This is a genomic window from Nocardia tengchongensis (assembly GCF_054781395.1).
The window spans coordinates 736087-753109 of sequence record NZ_BAAGUM010000006.1 but is presented as its reverse complement, the minus strand read 5'-3'; the positions used below and the strand labels follow the sequence as shown (position 1 = coordinate 753109).

The 17023-nt window shown below is 68.7% G+C and carries 10 protein-coding genes; 5 read left to right on the top strand and 5 right to left on the bottom strand.

From position 1 onward, the window contains the following. Positions 1–96: 96 nt before the first annotated feature. Positions 97–1893: an AMP-dependent synthetase/ligase gene (locus tag ACYVKL_RS14485; protein WP_379163338.1), complete on the top strand. Its 1797-nt coding sequence runs from the start codon at positions 97–99 to the stop codon at positions 1891–1893. Between the two features lie 57 nt (positions 1894–1950). Here ACYVKL_RS14485 and ACYVKL_RS14480 read toward each other — a convergent pair whose 3' ends face one another. Continuing rightward, positions 1951–2820, bottom strand: coding sequence for an alpha/beta fold hydrolase (locus tag ACYVKL_RS14480; RefSeq protein ID WP_379163335.1), 870 nt, complete (start codon positions 2818–2820; stop codon positions 1951–1953). A gap of 105 nt (positions 2821–2925) precedes the next feature. Here ACYVKL_RS14480 and ACYVKL_RS14475 point away from each other — a divergent pair, with 105 nt between their 5' ends. Beyond that, positions 2926–4479 carry a molybdopterin-dependent oxidoreductase gene (locus ACYVKL_RS14475; protein ID WP_379163332.1) on the top strand — a complete coding sequence of 518 codons (1554 nt, stop codon included), beginning with the start codon at positions 2926–2928 and terminating at the stop codon, positions 4477–4479. A gap of 244 nt (positions 4480–4723) precedes the next feature. Next, on the top strand, positions 4724–5344 hold the full coding sequence (locus ACYVKL_RS14470) for a Uma2 family endonuclease (RefSeq protein ID WP_379163329.1): 621 nt from the start codon (positions 4724–4726) through the stop codon (positions 5342–5344). A 105-nt stretch (positions 5345–5449) separates the two neighbouring features. Here the strand turns inward: ACYVKL_RS14470 and ACYVKL_RS14465 are convergent, their stop codons facing one another. Next, positions 5450–6946, bottom strand: a complete 1497-nt coding sequence (locus tag ACYVKL_RS14465; RefSeq protein WP_379163326.1) for a DHA2 family efflux MFS transporter permease subunit — start codon at positions 6944–6946, stop codon at positions 5450–5452. A 12-nt stretch (positions 6947–6958) separates the two neighbouring features. Beyond that, positions 6959–7588, bottom strand: coding sequence for a PadR family transcriptional regulator (locus ACYVKL_RS14460; RefSeq protein ID WP_379163323.1), 630 nt, complete (start codon positions 7586–7588; stop codon positions 6959–6961). Between the two features lie 249 nt (positions 7589–7837). Here ACYVKL_RS14460 and ACYVKL_RS14455 point away from each other — a divergent pair, with 249 nt between their 5' ends. Both ACYVKL_RS14455 and ACYVKL_RS14450 read left to right on the top strand, forming a co-directional pair. Further along, complete coding sequence (locus ACYVKL_RS14455; protein ID WP_379163320.1) at positions 7838–7963, top strand: hypothetical protein; 126 nt, start codon at positions 7838–7840, stop codon at positions 7961–7963. 83 nt (positions 7964–8046) lie between these two features. Then, the gene (locus ACYVKL_RS14450) at positions 8047–8895 is read left to right on the top strand and encodes a GNAT family N-acetyltransferase (protein WP_379163317.1); all 849 of its coding nucleotides are present in this window, start codon (positions 8047–8049) and stop codon (positions 8893–8895) included. A 284-nt stretch (positions 8896–9179) separates the two neighbouring features. On the opposite strand, the gene ACYVKL_RS14445 is transcribed toward ACYVKL_RS14450, so the two are convergent. Both ACYVKL_RS14445 and ACYVKL_RS14440 read right to left on the bottom strand, forming a co-directional pair. After that, entirely contained in the window at positions 9180–12923 is a 3744-nt protein-coding gene (locus tag ACYVKL_RS14445) for a multifunctional oxoglutarate decarboxylase/oxoglutarate dehydrogenase thiamine pyrophosphate-binding subunit/dihydrolipoyllysine-residue succinyltransferase subunit (RefSeq protein ID WP_357191427.1), read from the bottom strand. Between the two features lie 112 nt (positions 12924–13035). After that, the gene (locus tag ACYVKL_RS14440) at positions 13036–16911 is read right to left on the bottom strand and encodes an ABC transporter ATP-binding protein (protein ID WP_379163313.1); all 3876 of its coding nucleotides are present in this window, start codon (positions 16909–16911) and stop codon (positions 13036–13038) included. Between the last annotated feature and the right edge of the window lie 112 nt (positions 16912–17023).

Sequence of the window (17023 nt, the reverse complement as noted above, 5' to 3'; positions counted from 1 at the left end):
CGTGGCCGCCCGGTGACAGGTTCGGGCGGTCCGCGGAGAGTTACCTGTGAGCGTGGCGTAAATTACCCGCCAGTAAACCTCTGTGGAAGGGCAGCGATGCGAGAGTTCGAAGTCCCGGCTACCTACACCATTCCGGAGAACGCCAACATGTCGGACGGCGCGTTCCGGCATGCTGAGAAGACCCCCGACCTGGTCGTCTTCAACACTCCGAATGGCAAGGGCGGCTGGAACGACGTCACGGCGGCGGCGTTCGCGAAGACCGTGACCGACGTGGCCAAGGGACTGGTGGCCTCCGGTATCGAGCTCGGTGACCGTGTCGCCGTCATGGCTCAGACCAGCTACGAGTGGGTCGTGCTCGACTTCGCGATCTGGGCGGCCGGCGGCTGCACCGTCGCGATCTACGACTCGTCCTCCGCCGAGCAGGCGCGCTGGATCCTCGAGGACTCCGCCACCAAGCTCACCATCGTCCAGAACGACAAGCACCGCGCCACCATCGCCGAGATCGAGGCCGGGCTCGACAGTCTGCGCGAGGTGCTGCAGATCGACAAGGGCGCGATCGCCGACCTCACCGCTCGCGGCAAGGATCTCGACGACGCCGTCGTGCACGAGCGCCGCGCCCAGGTGAAGGCGGCCTCCCCGGCCACCCTGATCTACACCTCCGGCACCACCGGCCGGCCCAAGGGCGTCATGCTCTCGCATGCCAACCTTTACGCCGAGTCGGCCGCCGACCGCTCCTCCATGAGCGAGTTCCTGCAGCCCGGCCGCAAGTCGCTGCTGTTCCTGCCGCTGGCCCACGTCTTCGCCCGCGCGGTCGCGCTGGCCGCGTTCGACGCCGGCGTCACCGTGGCCCACACCGCCGACTGGTCCACGCTGGTCGAGCAGTTCGGCCAGTACAAGCCGAACTTCATCCTCTCGGTGCCGCGCGTGTTCGAGAAGGTGTTCAACGGCGCCAAGCAGAAGGCGCACGACGGCGGCAAGGGCAAGATCTTCGACTACGCCACCGAGATCGCCATCCAGTACAGCCAGTCGCTGGAGACCGGCGGCCCCGGCGTCGTGCTCAAGCTGCAGCACCTGGTGCTCGACAAGCTGGTGTTCAGCAAGCTGCGCGAGGCCATGGGCGGCCAGTGCTCCTCCGCCGTCTCCGGCGGCGGCCCGCTGGGCGCGCGCCTGGGCCACTACTTCCGCGGCGCCGGCGTCACCATCTACGAGGGCTACGGCCTGACCGAGTCCACCGCGGCCGTCAGCGTCAACACCCCCAAGTTCATCAAGGTCGGTTCGGTCGGCCGCCCGCTGCCCGGTCACGGCGCCAAGGTCGCCGACGACGGCGAGCTGCTGATCCGCGGCCCGGTCGTGTTCGGCGGCTACTGGAACAACCCGGAGGCCAGCGCCGACGCGTTCGACGCCGAAGGCTGGTTCAAGACCGGCGACCTGGGCGCCATCGACGAGCAGGGCTTCATCGCGATCACCGGTCGCAAGAAGGAAATCCTGGTCACCGCCGGCGGCAAGAACGTCTCCCCGGCCATGCTGGAGGATTCGCTGCGGCAGAACGCGCTGATCAGCCAGGTCATGGTGGTCGGCGACGGGCAGCCCTTCATCGGCGCGCTGGTCACCCTCGACCCGGAGGCCCTGCCGGCGTGGAAGACCCGCAACGGGATTCCCGCCGACACCCCGATCGAGCACCTCATCGAGAACCCGGCCCTGGTCGGCGAGATCAACGACGCGGTCGCGGCCACCAACAAGCTGGTCTCGCACGCCGAGGCGATCAAGAAGGTCCGCATTCTGGCCGTCGACTGGACCCAGGAGGGTGGCGAGCTCACCCCGAAGCTGTCCCTGAAGCGGGCGGTCGTCATGAAGCAGTACGCGGCCGACGTGGACGCGATCTACAACTCCTGACCCGGAGTCGAAAGCGGCGCTGACGGTGGAACTTCCACCGTCAGCGCCGCTTTTCGTTCAGCCGGGCAGCCGGTCGAGGAAGTCGGCGATGAGCGGCGCGATCTCGGCGACGTGGGTTTCCAGGGCGAAGTGGCCGGTGTCGAACAGGTGCAGTTCGGCGTCGGGAACGTCCGCCAGAAAGGCGTGCGCGCCCGGTGCGGGGAAGAAGAAGTCGTTCGCACCCCAGGCGATGAGGGTCGGGGGCGTGTACTTGCGCAGCCACGCTTGCCATTCGGAGTACCGGGCCACATTCGACTTGTAGTCGTAAGCCAGGGCCAGCTGGGCCTCCTTGCGGCCGGGCAGGTCCAGGTAGTGCTGGTCCAGGGTCCAGGCGTCGGGGTTCAGCAGGCTCGGGTCGGGGACGCCGCCCTCGTACTGGCTCCGGGTGCCCTCCAGGGTGAGCAGGCCGAGGATCACGTCCTCGTCGCCCTCGTGATCGGGGCGCAGCGCGACGAAACCCTGTGCGGCCTCGGACAATCCGGCCTCGTACGCATTGCCGTTCTGGACGATCAAGCCGCTGATCCACTCCGGATTGCGGGTGGCCAGCCGCAGCCCGACGGGCGCGCCGAAGTCGAAGATGTACATGGCGAACGGGGTCAGCCCGAGCTGCCGCACGAACCCCTCGGTGACGTCGGCCAGCCGGTCGAAGCTGTACTCGAAATCGGCCGGGGCCACGGTGTTCCCGAACCCCGGATAGTCGGGAGCGATCAACCGGTAGCGGTCGCCGAGCGCGTCGATGAGCCGGCGGAACTGGTGCGATGCGGTGGGAAAGCCGTGCAGTAGCAGCAGGACCGGGGCATCCGCGCGAGCGGGCACGGACTCGCGGTAGAAGACGTCGACACCGTCGACCTCGAGGTGACGGTGCTGGACCCGGGGAAGTTCGCTCATGACTGGGTCAACCGGCCGACGCGCCGAATATTTCAGGTGACGACGTCACCGGATCGTCATTTCTCGCGAGGGTGCGCGGGCCGAATCCGGCAGTAGGGTCGGTTCGTGGCCGATCGCGAAGTACGAATCGCCGGCGGCATCGTCGCGGGCCTGGTCACGCTCGGTGTGGCCGAAGCGGTGTCGGTGCTGATCAGTCCCGACAGCACCCCCTTGCAGGCCGTCGGAGCGTGGGTCGTCGACCATACGCCGGACGGGTTCCGCGAATGGGTGATCGGACTGGTCGGCACCAACGACAAACTGCTGCTGTTCGTGTCGATGGGCGTGGTGGCCGTCGTGCTGGCCGCCGTCGCCGGACTCGCCGAACGGGAGCGGCGGCCGCTCGGGTCGATCCTGTTCGCGGTGTTCGGGCTGCTGGCCGTGATGGCCGCACTGGGCCGACCGGCCGCCGCCTGGACCTGGGCGATCCCGGCGATACTCGGCACCGCCGCCGGAATCCTCGTGCTGCGCAGCCTGATTCGCCGTCTCGCCGAATCCCCGGAAGGTGGCGACGAGACCCCGGCCGAATCGGACTCCACCGAAGCGCCGTCCGCGCAACGGCGGCAGGTGATGCGCTGGCTCGCCGTCACCGGCGCCGCCGCGGTGGCCGCGGGTGTGGCAGGGCGGATCATCGGGCTGCGGTCCCGCGACGTGTCGGCCGAACGCGCCGACGTGCAACTGCCGACACCGACCGGCGCCGAGCCGCCGATCGACCCGGGCGCGGACCTGAAACTGCCGGGCCTCACCCCCTACCTCACCTCGAACTCCGACTTCTACCGCATCGACACCGCGCTCACCGTCCCGCAGGTCAGCAAGGACGACTGGTCGCTGCGCATCCACGGCATGGTCGATCACGAGATCCGGCTGAGCTACGCCGATCTCGCCGCCCGCACCCCCATCGAGCGTCTGATCACCCTCACCTGCGTCTCCAACCCGGTCGGCGGCGAACTGATCGGCAACGCCCGCTGGCTCGGCTACCGGCTCGACGAGCTGATCGCCCAGGCGGGACCGCACCCCGACGCCGACATGGTGCTCTCCCGCAGCATCGACGGCTTCACCGCGGGCAGCCCGCTGGCGGTGCTCACCGACGGCCGCGACGCCATGCTGGCCGTCGGCATGAACGGCGAACCGCTCCCCACCGCGCACGGCTATCCGGCGCGACTGGTGGTGCCGGGCCTGTACGGCTACGTGTCGGCCACCAAGTGGGTGACCGAACTCGAGATCACCAGATTCGATCGCGCGGAAGCGTTCTGGACCAAGCGCGGCTGGTCGGCGCGCGGCCCCATCAAGACCGAATGCCGCATCGACACCCCGCGCGGCCGCGGCCTCGCGCCCGGCAAGATCACCATCGCGGGGGTGGCCTGGGCGCAGCATCGCGGCATCCGCGGCGTGGAAGTCCGTATCGACCAAGGGGACTGGCAGCCCGCGCGCCTGGCGGCCGCGCCGTCCATCGACAGCTGGGTGCAGTGGGCCTTCGACTGGGACGCGCCCGCGGGCAGCGGCGTGCACACCGTCTGGGCGCGCGCCACCGACGGCACGGGGGAGACCCAGACCGACCAACAGCAGGACGTCGTGCCCGACGGCGCAACCGGATACCCCTCGCTGTCGGTGCGAATCGGCTGAAAGAGACTGTTTCGCCGCGAGAATCATCGCCACGACCCGCGTGCCGCCGATCCATTGCGCGAAGCACCCTGTGCCCGCGCATCGTCCGCGCGGCTCGCCGGTCCCGCGCGGGTGAACGTTCCTGATGGCCGATTCGGCGGAGCGCGAGGATTAGGATCGGCGCGGCAGTCGTGGCTTGGTCCGGCCGCTCGGGGCATCCGCTCGCCCGGGGGCACAGCTCGTTCGGGGAATGAGGGGAGCACGCATGTCCGGGGTACTCGAATGGGCGCGGGCGGAAAACCTGCAGCCCGAACCGATCACGCTCGACGTCTGGACGCAGCTGCCCCCTGACTTCTACCGGCTCGTCGAGGTGGTCAACGGTGACGTGGTGCGCGCCGAAACGCCCGCCCTGCCGCACCGCAACGCCACTCGCCGGCTGGCCGCCATGCTGGAGTCCGGGGCCGAGCACCACATGAGCCGATACAACGACGGCTCGCTCTACGTCGGCGTCGACCAGGAGGTGCTGCTGTGGGAATCGCCGCGCCTCACCATCCGCCGCCCCGACATCATCCTGTTCTCCTGCGCGCCCGCCGATGTCGGCCCGCTGCGGGCCGAGCGGGTGAAGATCGCCGTCGAGGTGGTGTCCCCGGCGACCGAACGCGTCGACACCGCCGACAAGATGGCCGAGTACGCACTCGCCGGAATACCTTGGTACTGGCTGGTCTACATGGATCGCGATCGGGTGCGCGCCATCCAGACCCACGTCCTGGTGCTGGGCCACTACCGGCCGCTGCGGCGGCTGACCGCCCACATCGGCGAGACCCTGACGGATATGCCGATCGATATCCGCATCGACTGGACCCGCCTCGTCGGCCTGCTGCTCTGACCGAGACCCGGGGGCGGAAACAGCGCTGCCCGCCGGGAATCCCCGGCGGGCAGCATCTTTGGATTCGAGCCGATCGACCAACGGCCGATCGGGCCCTCCGGCAGGTCAGTGCGCCCCGATGTTCGCCTTCGCCATATCGTCCTGCTTCCCCTCGCCCTGCTTGCCGTGTCCGATGAACATCGCCGAGGCGACGACACCGATCAGCAGGATCGCTGCGGGCAGGTACATGGACTGGCTCAGCGCGGTGCTCAGCTTCTCCAGGATCGGATCCCGCACCGCCGCGGGCAGATCGCTCAGGCTCTTACCGCCCGCGCCCTCACCGATCGGGCCGCTGTGCAGGCCCTGCGCCGAGATCCGCGCCGACAGCAGCGCGCTGATCGCCGCCGAACCGAGCACCGAACCCACCTGACGGGTGGTGTTGTAGACGCCCGCGCCCGCACCGGCCTGCTGCACCGGCAGGTTGTGAGTGGCGGTGGAGGCCAGCGGCGCCCAGATGCAGGCATTCGCGATACCGGCGAACCCGCCGACGATCATGAACAGCGGGATCGAGCCGTCCGGCTTCATCAGCACCGCGAAACCGAACAGGGTGGCCGCGAAGATCGCGAAACCGGCGGTCGGGATGACCCGGGGCGCGACCTTGTCGGAGATCTTGCCGATGATCGGCGCGAACACGCCGGTCAGAATGGCCATCGGCGCGAACACCAGCGCCGAGCGGGTCGGCGACATCTCGTGCACCTGCTGCAGGTAGAAGTAGGCGGGCACGAACACGCTGGTCACCGCCGCACCCATGGCCGCGATGCCCACGTTGGACAGCGCGAAGTTGCGGTCCTTGAACAGGCTCAGCGGCACCAGCGGCTCGACGGTGGTGCGCGCCTGGTTCCACACGAACAGCACCAGCACCACCGCGCCGGCCGCGATCATCGCCCAGATCTTGGCGTCCCAGTCGTGGGTGTTGCCTTCCTGGATGCCGAACACCAGCAGGAACATGCCGACACCCGACAGCGCCACGCCGACCAGGTCGAACTTGTGCTCGTGCGTGGGCAGCGACGGCACCAGCCAGAACGCCAGCGCGAAGGCGATGATGCCGATCGGCACGTTCACGTAGAAGATCCACTGCCAGCCCTGCCAGTCCACCAGCACGCCGCCCAGGATCGGGCCGACCAGGGTGGCCAGACCGGCCACACCGCCCCACAGGCCCATGGCCGCGCCGCGCTTGTCCGGCGGGAAGGTGCGGGTGATGACGGCCATGGTCTGCGGCGTCATCAGCGCCGCGCCCAGGCCCTGCACGGCGCGGGCCGTAATCAGCATGTTGATGCTGGTCGACTCGGCGCACCAGAGCGAGGCGAGGGTGAACACGACCAGGCCGCCGAGGTAGATGTTCTTGGGGCCGAAGCGATCCCCGAGCCGGCCGGTCACCAGCAGCGGGACCGCGTAGGCCAGCAGATAGGCGGAGGTGACCCAGATGACCTGGGAGACATCGGCGTTCAAGTCCTTCATGATCGCCGGATTGGCCACCGCGACGATGGTCATGTCCAGCAGGATCATGAAGAACCCGACGACCAGCGCGTATAGCGCGAGCCACGGATTGCGTTGAGTGGACATGGATTCGGGTTCCTATCCCTGGGAGTGGGTTCTGGTGTCGACGCGCTCGCAGGACTCGGTGTCGAAGGGTTCCCATTCGAGTTCGCCGCTCTCGAGCTCGGCGATGAGTCCGCGCAGCCAGGTGACTTCGGCCGTGCTGTGCGCGCGTATGTAGTCGACCCGCATCCAGTAACGGCGCGGGACATCGGAGGCGGCGGCCAGGTCGCGGAGCGCGGTCAGCTCGGCGACCCGCGCCTCGATCGAGGCGACGCGTTCGCGGAGGGCATCGATGACCTCGTCCACGGGCAAATTGTGCGCTTCGGCCAGTCCGGTCACGAAGGGCGGGTAGTCGTTGGCCGGTTCGCGCAGCAGGTCCCGGACTCGGGTGCGCAGTGCCGCGTGGCCGGCCGTGCGAATGCGGTAGGTGGTCCGTTCCGGCCGGTTACCGGCCCGATCGGTGCTTTCCGCCGCGATCAGTTCCTGGTCGGTCAGCCGGGCCACGGTGTGGTAGAGCGACCCCGGCTTGATCTTGGTGAACTCGTCCTCGTGGCGGCTGAGTAGCAGTTGATACATCTCGTACGGGTGCATCGGGCGTTCCTCGAGCAGTGCGAGAACCAGCATCGCCATCGGCGTGAGCGCTGGTGTCGACTGCTTCTTGATCACTGCTACCTCCGTTTCGGGTGGCGCAACCGCCCGCCACCGACATCCTCCGTACCAAATATTCCACGTGGAATATACGACGCGGAACAACCGGCGCACAACCCCTCCCGCGCGGATGACTCGCCAGTGTGTGTGACACCGATCACTGCACGTCGAAATGCCTTGTCGCAGCACATTTCCCGACCAGCCGCAACCAAAACCGACCGGTAGCATCAGCTTTCGTCAGGGAAGTAGCAGAAAGAGGTCCGCACCATGTCCGATCAGGAACCCACGACTCAGGACGCGGCCGCCGCCGGCGTCGCCGCGATGATGGCCGCCTGGGACATCAAGGGCACCACCGATTCCGCTGCCGAGCAGAAGGATTCGGAGAGCGAGTAGCCCTCCGAGGCCCCTCGACAGCCCGTCGAGCCACCCCCTCGGCGGGCTGTTCTTTTCACGGTCATTTCCGCGATGATGAACCCATGGGGTGGACGATCACTGAAGACCCGGCGGCCTACGAGCAGGCCGCGGGGGAATTCCTGCTCTCGGACCCGATCCGGAACACCGTGCTGATCACGGTGCCCGACCGGCTCCGGCGTGAGGGGCTGACGATCTTCGGGGACGCCGCGCCCCACTTCGGGTGGTGGACCACGACCGGCGGTGCGGTCACGGCCGCGTTCTTCCGGACACCGCCCTTCGGAATCGTGGTGTCCCCGTTGCCGTCCGAGTCGGTGGCCCCACTGGTCCGCGACTACTCGGCGATCGACCCGGCCTTGTCCGCGGTGTCGGGCCCCGCCGACTCCGCCCGCGCCGTCGCGGAACTCTGGGGACGGTCACACGGCACCGCGATCACCTCGAGCCGCGCCGACCGCCTCTACCGGCTGGGCGAACTGGTCCCACCCGAACCCGCCCCGGCGGGCATCGGCCGCCTCGCCACCGACCGCTACCGGGACCTCGCGATCGACTGGCTGCTCGAATTCACCCGCGATATCGGCGACCCGCCCCCGGCGCACCCCGACCGCATGATCGCCGAACGCCTGACCCGCGGCGGTCTGTCCCTGTGGGAAGTGGACGGCACCCCGGTCTCGATGGCCGGCACCGGCGCACCCGTAGCCGGAACCGTCCGCATCGGCCCGGTCTTCACCCCGAAACCCCTGCGCGGCAAGGGCTTCGCGGCAGCCGCCACCACCTACGCCAGTCGCGCGGCCCTCGCCACCGGCGCGACCGACATCATGCTCTTCGCCGATCTGGCCAACCGCACCAGCACCGCCCTCTACCAGCGCCTCGGCTTCCGCCCGGTCGGCGACTACAGCATCTGCCACCTGGCCTGAAACGGCGCGGGGCACGGGTCGGGCCCGTGCGGAAGCCATCAGCCCGAGCCGATCACGATCGACTGGAATCGCCTCGGCGCCCTGACTCGATGGCGGCCGCGAGTTCTTCCGCGGTCAGGACAGGGTTGTGGTCCAAGGCCTTCCATCGGTCGAGGGCCGCACGCTGACCCTCGATTAACTCCTCGTCAGGAGAGCGGTTCGTGGACATGGGGTGACGGTACGCCCTGAAACGGCGCGGGGCCGGATCTCGGTGAGAGATCCGGCCCCGCACTGGGATTCGGTGACTAGGCGGTCGGGGAGAACGCCTCGTCGATGATTTCCTGCTGCTCCACGGCGTGCACCTTGGACGAACCCGAGGACGGGGCCGACATGGCGCGACGGGAGATGCGGCGCAGCTTGCCGAAGCGGGCGGGCAGGATCTCCGGCAGGTTCAGGCCGAAGAACGGCCACGCACCCTGGTTGGCCGGCTCCTCCTGCACCCACGCCAGGTCACTGGCGTTCGGGTACTGCTCCAGCGCCTCGTTGAGGCGGAACTTCGGGATCGGGTACAGCTGCTCGACACGCACGATCGCGACATCGTCGCGGTTGTGCTTGTTCTTCTCGGCGGCCAGCTCGTAGTAGATCTTGCCGGAGGTGAGCAGCACGCGCTTGACCTTGGCACGGTCGCCGTTGCCCGACTCGTAGGTGGGCTCCTCGAGCACGGTACGGAACTTGTTGTCCGTGAAGTCCTCGATCTCGGAGACCACGGCCTTGTTGCGCAGCATCGACTTCGGGGTGAAGACCACCAGCGGGCGGCGGATGCCGTCCAGGGCGTGGCGGCGCAGCAGGTGGAAGTAGTTCGACGGGGTGGACGGGACGGACACCGTCATCGAACCCTCGGCACACAGCTGCAGGAACCGCTCGATCCGGCCCGAGGTGTGGTCGGGACCCTGACCCTCGTGACCGTGCGGCAGCATCAGCACGACCTCGGAGAGCTGACCCCACTTGGCCTCACCGGAGGAGATGAACTCGTCGATGATGGACTGCGCGCCGTTGACGAAGTCACCGAACTGCGCCTCCCACAACACCAGAGCGTCCGGGTTGCCCAGCGAGTAGCCGTACTCGAAGCCGACCGCCGCGTACTCCGACAGCGCCGAGTCGTGCACCGCGAACCAACCCGGGTTCTTCGACCCGATGTTGTGCAGCGGGGTGTACTCGTCGCCGGTCTTGCGGTCGATGATGACCGAGTGCCGCTGCGAGAAGGTGCCGCGGCGCGAGTCCTGACCGGTGAGGCGGACCGCCTTGCCCTCGTCGATCAGCGTGCCGAAGGCCAGCAACTCGGCCATGGCCCAGTCGACCTTGCCCTCGTAGGCCATCTCGCGGCGCTTCTCCATCACCGGCTTGACGCGCGGGTGGACGGTGAAGCCCTCGGGCGGGTTCACGAACGCGTCGCCGATGCGCTGCAGCACCGTCTTGTCCACGGCGGTAACGAGGTTCGGCGGCAGCTGCTGCTCTTCCTCGATCGACTCCGACGCCTCCGGCGGGAACTTCTCCAGCTCGCGCACCTCGTTGAAGATCCGCTCCAGCTGACCCTGGTAGTCCCGCAGGGCGTCTTCGGCTTCCTTCATGGAGATGTCGCCACGGCCGATCAGCGACTCGGTGTACGCCTTGCGGACCGAACGCTTGGTGTCGATCACGTCGTACATGCCCGGCTGGGTCATCGACGGGTCGTCGCCCTCGTTGTGGCCGCGGCGGCGGTAGCAGATCAGGTCGATCACGACGTCGCGCTGGAACTTCTGCCGGTAGTCGACGGCCAGCTTGGCCACCCACACACAGGCTTCCGGGTCATCGCCGTTCACGTGGAAGATCGGGGCGCCGATGAACTTCGCGATGTCGGTGGAGTATTCGGTGGAACGCGAGTACTCCGGCGCGGTGGTGAAGCCGATCTGGTTGTTCACCACGATGTGCACGGTGCCACCGGTGCGGTAGCCACGCAGACCCGACAGGTTCAGCGTCTCGGCCACGACACCCTGACCGGCGAAGGCCGCGTCACCGTGCAGCATCAGCGGCACGACCGAGAACGACCGCGCCTCCTCGCCGGTGGCGATGATGTCGGCCTTGGTGAGCAGGTCCTGCTTGGCGCGAACCAGACCCTCCAGCACCGGGTCGACGGCCTCGAGGTGCGAGGGGTTGGCGGTCAGCGAGACCTCGATCTCGTTGTCGCCGAACATCTGCAGGTAGGTGCCGCGCGCACCCAGGTGGTACTTCACGTCGCCGGAGCCGTGGGTGGCGGCCGGGTTCATGTTGCCCTCGAACTCGGTGAAGATCTTCGAGTAGGGCTTGCCCACGATGTTGGCCAGCACGTTCAGGCGGCCACGGTGCGGCATACCGATGACGACCTCGTCGAGGGCGTACTCGGCGCACTGGTCGATGACGGCGTCCATCATCGGGATGACCGACTCGGCGCCTTCCAGCGAGAAGCGCTTCTGGCCCACGTACTTGGTCTGCAGGAAGGTCTCGAACGCCTCGGCCGCATTGAGCCGGGACATGATGTACTTCTGCTCCGCGACCGTCGGCTTCGCGTGCTTCTGTTCGACGCGCTCCTGAATCCACTTGAGCTGCTCGGGATCCAGAATGTGGGTGTACTCCACACCCACGTGGCGGGCGTAGGCGTCGCGCAGGATGGACAGCACGTCGCGCAGCTTCATGCGCTCCTGGCCGTGGAAGCCCGCGACGTTGAACTCGCGGTCCAGGTCCCACAGGGTCAGGCCGTGCTGGGTGACGTCCAGGTCGGGGTGCGAGCGGAACTTGTCCTTCACCAGCCGCAGCGGGTCGGTGTCGGCCATCAGGTGGCCGCGGCTGCGGTAGGCGTTGATCATTTCCTGGACGCGGGTCGACTTGTCGATGCCGCGTTCCTGAATGTCCTTGCGCCAGCGCACCGGCTCGTAGGGGACACCCATGCCGTGGAAGATCTCGTCGTAGAACTCGTCGGAGATCAGCAGGTTGTGCACGGTCCGCAGGAAGTCGCCGGACTCGGCGCCCTGGATGATGCGATGGTCGTAGGTCGAGGTCAGGGTCATCAGCTTGCCGATGCCCATCTCGGCCAGCTGCTGGTCGCCCATGCCCTGGAACTCGGCCGGGTACTCCATGGCGCCCGCGCCGATGATCGCGCCCTGGCCCAGCATCAGGCGCGGCACCGAGTGGTTGGTGCCGATGGTGCCCGGGTTGGTCAGCGAGATGGTGACACCGGCGAAGTCGTCGTTGGTCAGCTTGCCGATGCGCGCCCGGCGGACGACGTCCTCGTACGCGGTGTGGAACTGCGCGAAGGTCATCTCCTCGGTGTTCTTGATGGCCGCGACCGCGAGCGCACGGCTGCCGTCCTTGCCCGGAAGGTCGATGGCCAGACCGAGATTGGTGTGCGCCGGAGTGACCGCGTTCGGCTTCCCGTCGATCTCGGCGTAGTGCCGGTTCATGTTCGGGAAGGCCTTGATGCCCTGCACGATCGCGTAACCCAGCAGGTGGGTGAAGGAAATCTTGCCACCGCGGGTACGGGCCAGGTGGTTGTTGATGACCAGGCGGTTGTCGATCATCAGCTTCGCCGGGATGGCGCGCACCGAGGTAGCGGTGGGGATGGCCAGCGACGCCGACATGTTCTTCACGACCGCCGCGGCGGGTCCGCGCAGCACCTTGGTCTCGTCCTCGGCGGACGGCTTGGGGCCGCCGGAGGTCGGGGCCGCGTTCGACGTCGGGGCCGGGGTGGTCTGCGGGGTGCGCACCTGCGCCGGGGCCGGAGCCGGGGCGGGCGCGGCCGGAGCCGCGATGGGGGCGGCGGCAGGCGCGGCGGCGGGGGCCGGAGCGACGGCGGCGGCCGCCTGGCTGTTGTTACCAATCTCGGCAGTGTTCTCCGGCGTGTAGTCCGCCAGGAACTCGTGCCAGCTCTCATCGACCGACGAGGGGTCTTGCTTGTACTTCTGGTACATCTCGTCGACAAGCCACTGGTTCTGTCCGAACTGGTCTGTTGAGCTGCTCACAGCAGGTGTTCGCCTCATTTCGTTCTTCGCGCTGCGACGTTTGTGACGTGCCCGGCACGGGTAATCGGCGGATGCGCGCCGATGCGCCCCCACTGAGGATATGCCCACCCCTGTTCGTCGTCGGCCATGGCTACCACCGAGCGGACGCATTCTCTCGTGACGACTCGTCTTCGCTCGAGAATATTCCTTCGGTCGCCCGCGCCGCAGCCCACAGACGGGAGTACGGGCCGCGGGCCGCCAGCAGTTCGTCGTGCGCGCCGATTTCGCTGATCCGGCCGTGCTCCACGACCGCGATCCGATCGGCCTGCGCGGCGGTCGCCAACCGGTGCGCCACGATGATCGAGGTTCGTCCCCGCGTCACCGATTCGCTCGCGACCAGCACCGATGCCTCGGCGGCCGGATCCAGTACGGCGGTGGCCTCATCCAGCAGCAGCAGGTCGGGCCGGACCAGTTCGGCGCGGGCCAGCGCGATCAGCTGCCGCTGCCCCGCCGAGAGACCGCGCCCACGCTCGCCGACCGGTTGTGCCATGCCCAGCGGCAGGGCCGCGATGGTGTCGAGCGCGCCCACCGCAGCGGCGGCCGCCTCGATTTCAACGCGACTCGCAAAAGGTTTGCCAAATGCAATGTTGCTGGCAATGTCGCCGGTGAAGAGGTGAGCTTCCTGAGGGACCACACCGAGCCGGGAACGGAACTCGGTGAGCCGATAGTCGCGAATATCCACCCCGTCCACGCGAATTCCGCCGCCCATGTCCGGATCGCGGGCCTTGTCATGTGTTTTCGCTATGGAGATCGCTGTCGCGGGAGCGGGAAGTTCGTGATTCCGATCACCTGACACAGGTTCTCGTGGCATGTCGTAGAGGCGGGCCAGCAACTTCACGATAGTCGACTTGCCCGCGCCGGTCTCGCCGACCAGCGCCAGGCTGCCGCCCGCGGGGATGGTCAGGCTGACGCCGTCCAGTGCCGGCCGTATCGCGCCCGGGTACCGGAAGTGGACGTCGTCGAAGACGACCTCGCCGCGCAGCCGCCCGTCGATGACCGCCGGGTCCGCCGGATCCGGGGCGATCGAGGACGGCGTGCGCAGCAGTTCCCCGATCCGCCGCAACCCGACTCGCGCCTGCTGATAGCCGTCGAACAGCTGCGACAACTGCATGATCGGCCCGAACAGCAGCTGCAGGTACAGCACGAACGCCACCAGAGTGCCCGCCGTGGTGGTGCCGTGCGCCACCGCCCACGCGCCCATGAAGACGACCGCGGCCAGCGCCAGATCCGCCCACATGCCGACGAAGGCGAAGAAGGTGGCGATGGCCCGCTGCGCCCGCATCCGACTGACCCGGTAGTCGTCGGAGTATCCGGCGAACCGGTGCGCGGAGATCGCCTCGTGTCGATTGGCCTGCACCACCCGCAGTCCCGCGACGTTCTCGGCGAAGTCGGCGTTGACGGTCGCCGAATGCTCGCGCGCGGCGCTGTAGGCGGCGTCGGAGACCTTGCGGAACTTCCAGCTGGCCAGCAGCAGCGCCGGCACGGTCACGAACACCACCAACGCCAGGCCCGGGTCGATGACCGTGAGCGCCACCGCGATTCCACCCACCGTCAGCAGCGCGACCAGCGCGTCCGGCAGGCCCGTCTGCATGAACGTGGACAGCGCGTCGATGTCGGTGGTCATCCGGGTCATGATGCGGCCGGACAGCTCCCGCTCGTAGAAGTCCAGTCCGAGCCGTTGCAGATGCGCGTAACTGCGCACCCGCAGCCCGAACAGCACTCGTTCCCCGGCCCGATTGCTCCACAGCAGCGCGATGGCGGCGACCAGCCAGCCGAACACGACCAGCGCCACCCCGATCACGGTGGCCCGCACCAGCGCCCCGCCGTCGTGCTTCCCGACGCCGCTGTCCACGGCATATCGCACCACCGATGGGAACCCCACGCCGACAAGCGCATTCAACGCCAGCAACAGCATGGTGCCGACGACCAGCCACTTCACCAGCCGGAGCGCGTGGCTCAGCCGGAACCCCGGGTCGGGCTCCCGCAACGCCTCCGCGTCGAGCCCGGGCTCCTCCAGCGCGGGCGGCAGTTTGCCCAGCACCCGCCGCACTTCCTCGGGCGTATCCCGATCCGGCTCGGCCATATCGATCCGGCCCGCGGGCCGACGATCGGAAACGGCACTACTCGCGGCCGACTCGGCCGTCCGCATGCCGGGTGTGGAGTTCGCGCCCCGATCGTGGGTGAGCGCAGCGGTTTCCGAGCCGCTGCGCGGTGCGCCGGACGTGGCGGCCGGGCTCGGCGCGTCGGCGAGCTGATCGACGGCCGCGGAATCCGGTGCGGGGAGCCGGATCACGCGGTCGGCGTGCGAGAGGGTCGATTCGCGGTGCGCCAGGATCAGGGTGGTGCGGCCGGAACCGGTCGGGAGGGACGCGAAGATGGCGGCCTCGGTGACGGCGTCCACCGCGGAGGTGGCGTCGTCGAGGATCAGGATGTGGGGGTCGGCGAGCAGGGCGCGGGCCAGGGCGATGCGCTGGCGCTGGCCGCCGGACAGGGTGAGGCCGCGTTCGCCGACCACGGTGTCGTAGCCGTCGGCGAGAGCGTTGATGAAGTCGTCGGCCGCAGCCTGTTTCGCGGCGGCGTGGATCTCCGCCTCGGTGGCCTCGGGCCGGCCGAGCGCGATATTGGCGGCGATGGTGTCCGACAGCAGGAACGCCTCGTCGAACACCACCCCGACCGCCGCGCGCAGATCGACCGCGCGCAGATCCGCGACATCGGCGCGGGAATCGGCGCCGTACAGGCTGATCCGGCCCGCATCGGGGGAGTAGAAGCGGGGCAGCAGCAGGCTCAGCGTGGACTTGCCCGACCCGGCGGGCCCGATGATCGCCACCGTCTCCCCGGGCGCGACGGTCAGGTCGAAGTCGCGCAGCACCGGCCGCCCGGGCTCGAAACCGAAAGTGAGACCGGCGATGTCGATGCCCAGCGGTCCCTCCGGCACGGCCACCGGATGCTCGGGGTCGATCTGTTCGGGCGCGCTGTCGATGACCTGGTGCACGCGTTCGGCCGCGGCGCGCGTCAGCTGCGCCATCACCACCACATACGACACGATCCGGGTGGAGTTGGTCATGGTGGCCACGTAGGCGACGAAGGCCAGGAACGTGCCGAGCCCGATGCTGCCGTGGAAGGCGAGCAGCCCGCCCGCCGCGATCACCGCGACCAGTCCGGCCTGCGGAATCGACGCCAGGGTGGGGCTGAAGCGGGCGTCGATGCGGGCCGCGCGCATGCGCTCGGCGTACAGCTCGCGCCCGTGGCCCTCCAGCAGGTCGACCATGCGGGCCTCCTGCCCGAAGCCCTTCACCACCCGCACTCCGGTGACGGTCTCCTCGACGTGCTGGGCGAGATCGGCGGCGCGCTGCTGCGCGGACCAGGTGGCGGCGTACAGCCGCGGCCGCACCCGATAGACCACCAGCGCCAGCACCGGCACCACCAGCAGTGCGGTCAGCGCCAAAGGCGGTGAGAGCCACAGCATCACGCCCGCGGCGAGCACGAATTGCAGTGCCGCCACCGAGGACCAGGGGGCCATCGACAGCAGCCCCTGGACCAGGGAGAGGTCGCTGATCGAGCGCGAGATGACCTGCCCGGTGCGCAGCTTGTCCTGCCCGGGCCCGTCCAGCCGCTGCAGTGCGCCCAGCAGGTCCACGCGCAGCTCGTGCTGCACGTCCAGGGCCAGCCGCCCGGCCAGCATGCGCCGCCCGAAGGAGGCCAGGAACCGGCCACCGGCGAGCGCGCCCAGCGCGACCGCCATGCCCGCGATGATGCCGGTATCGCCCGCGGTCGCGCCGTCGAGCGCGCGCTTGGCCAGCAGCGGCCCGGTCACCTCGACGACCGCGCCCAGCACGATGGCCACCGCCAATCCGCCCAGCATCCACGGATGCCCGACGCATCGGTCCCACAGTCGCCGCAACCATCCGGGGCCCGTCCCGTCGCCGGCCCCGGTCACCTTCGCTTCGTGCACATCACTCGAACTCATCGCGGAGAACAACGGTTTCCCCACCCCCTGTTTGTTCCCGTCCCGCACTTCACCCGGACCGGTGTGGCCGGGCCCCTCTTCCAGTGTGGATGGGACGCGGCCTTGTGTCCCC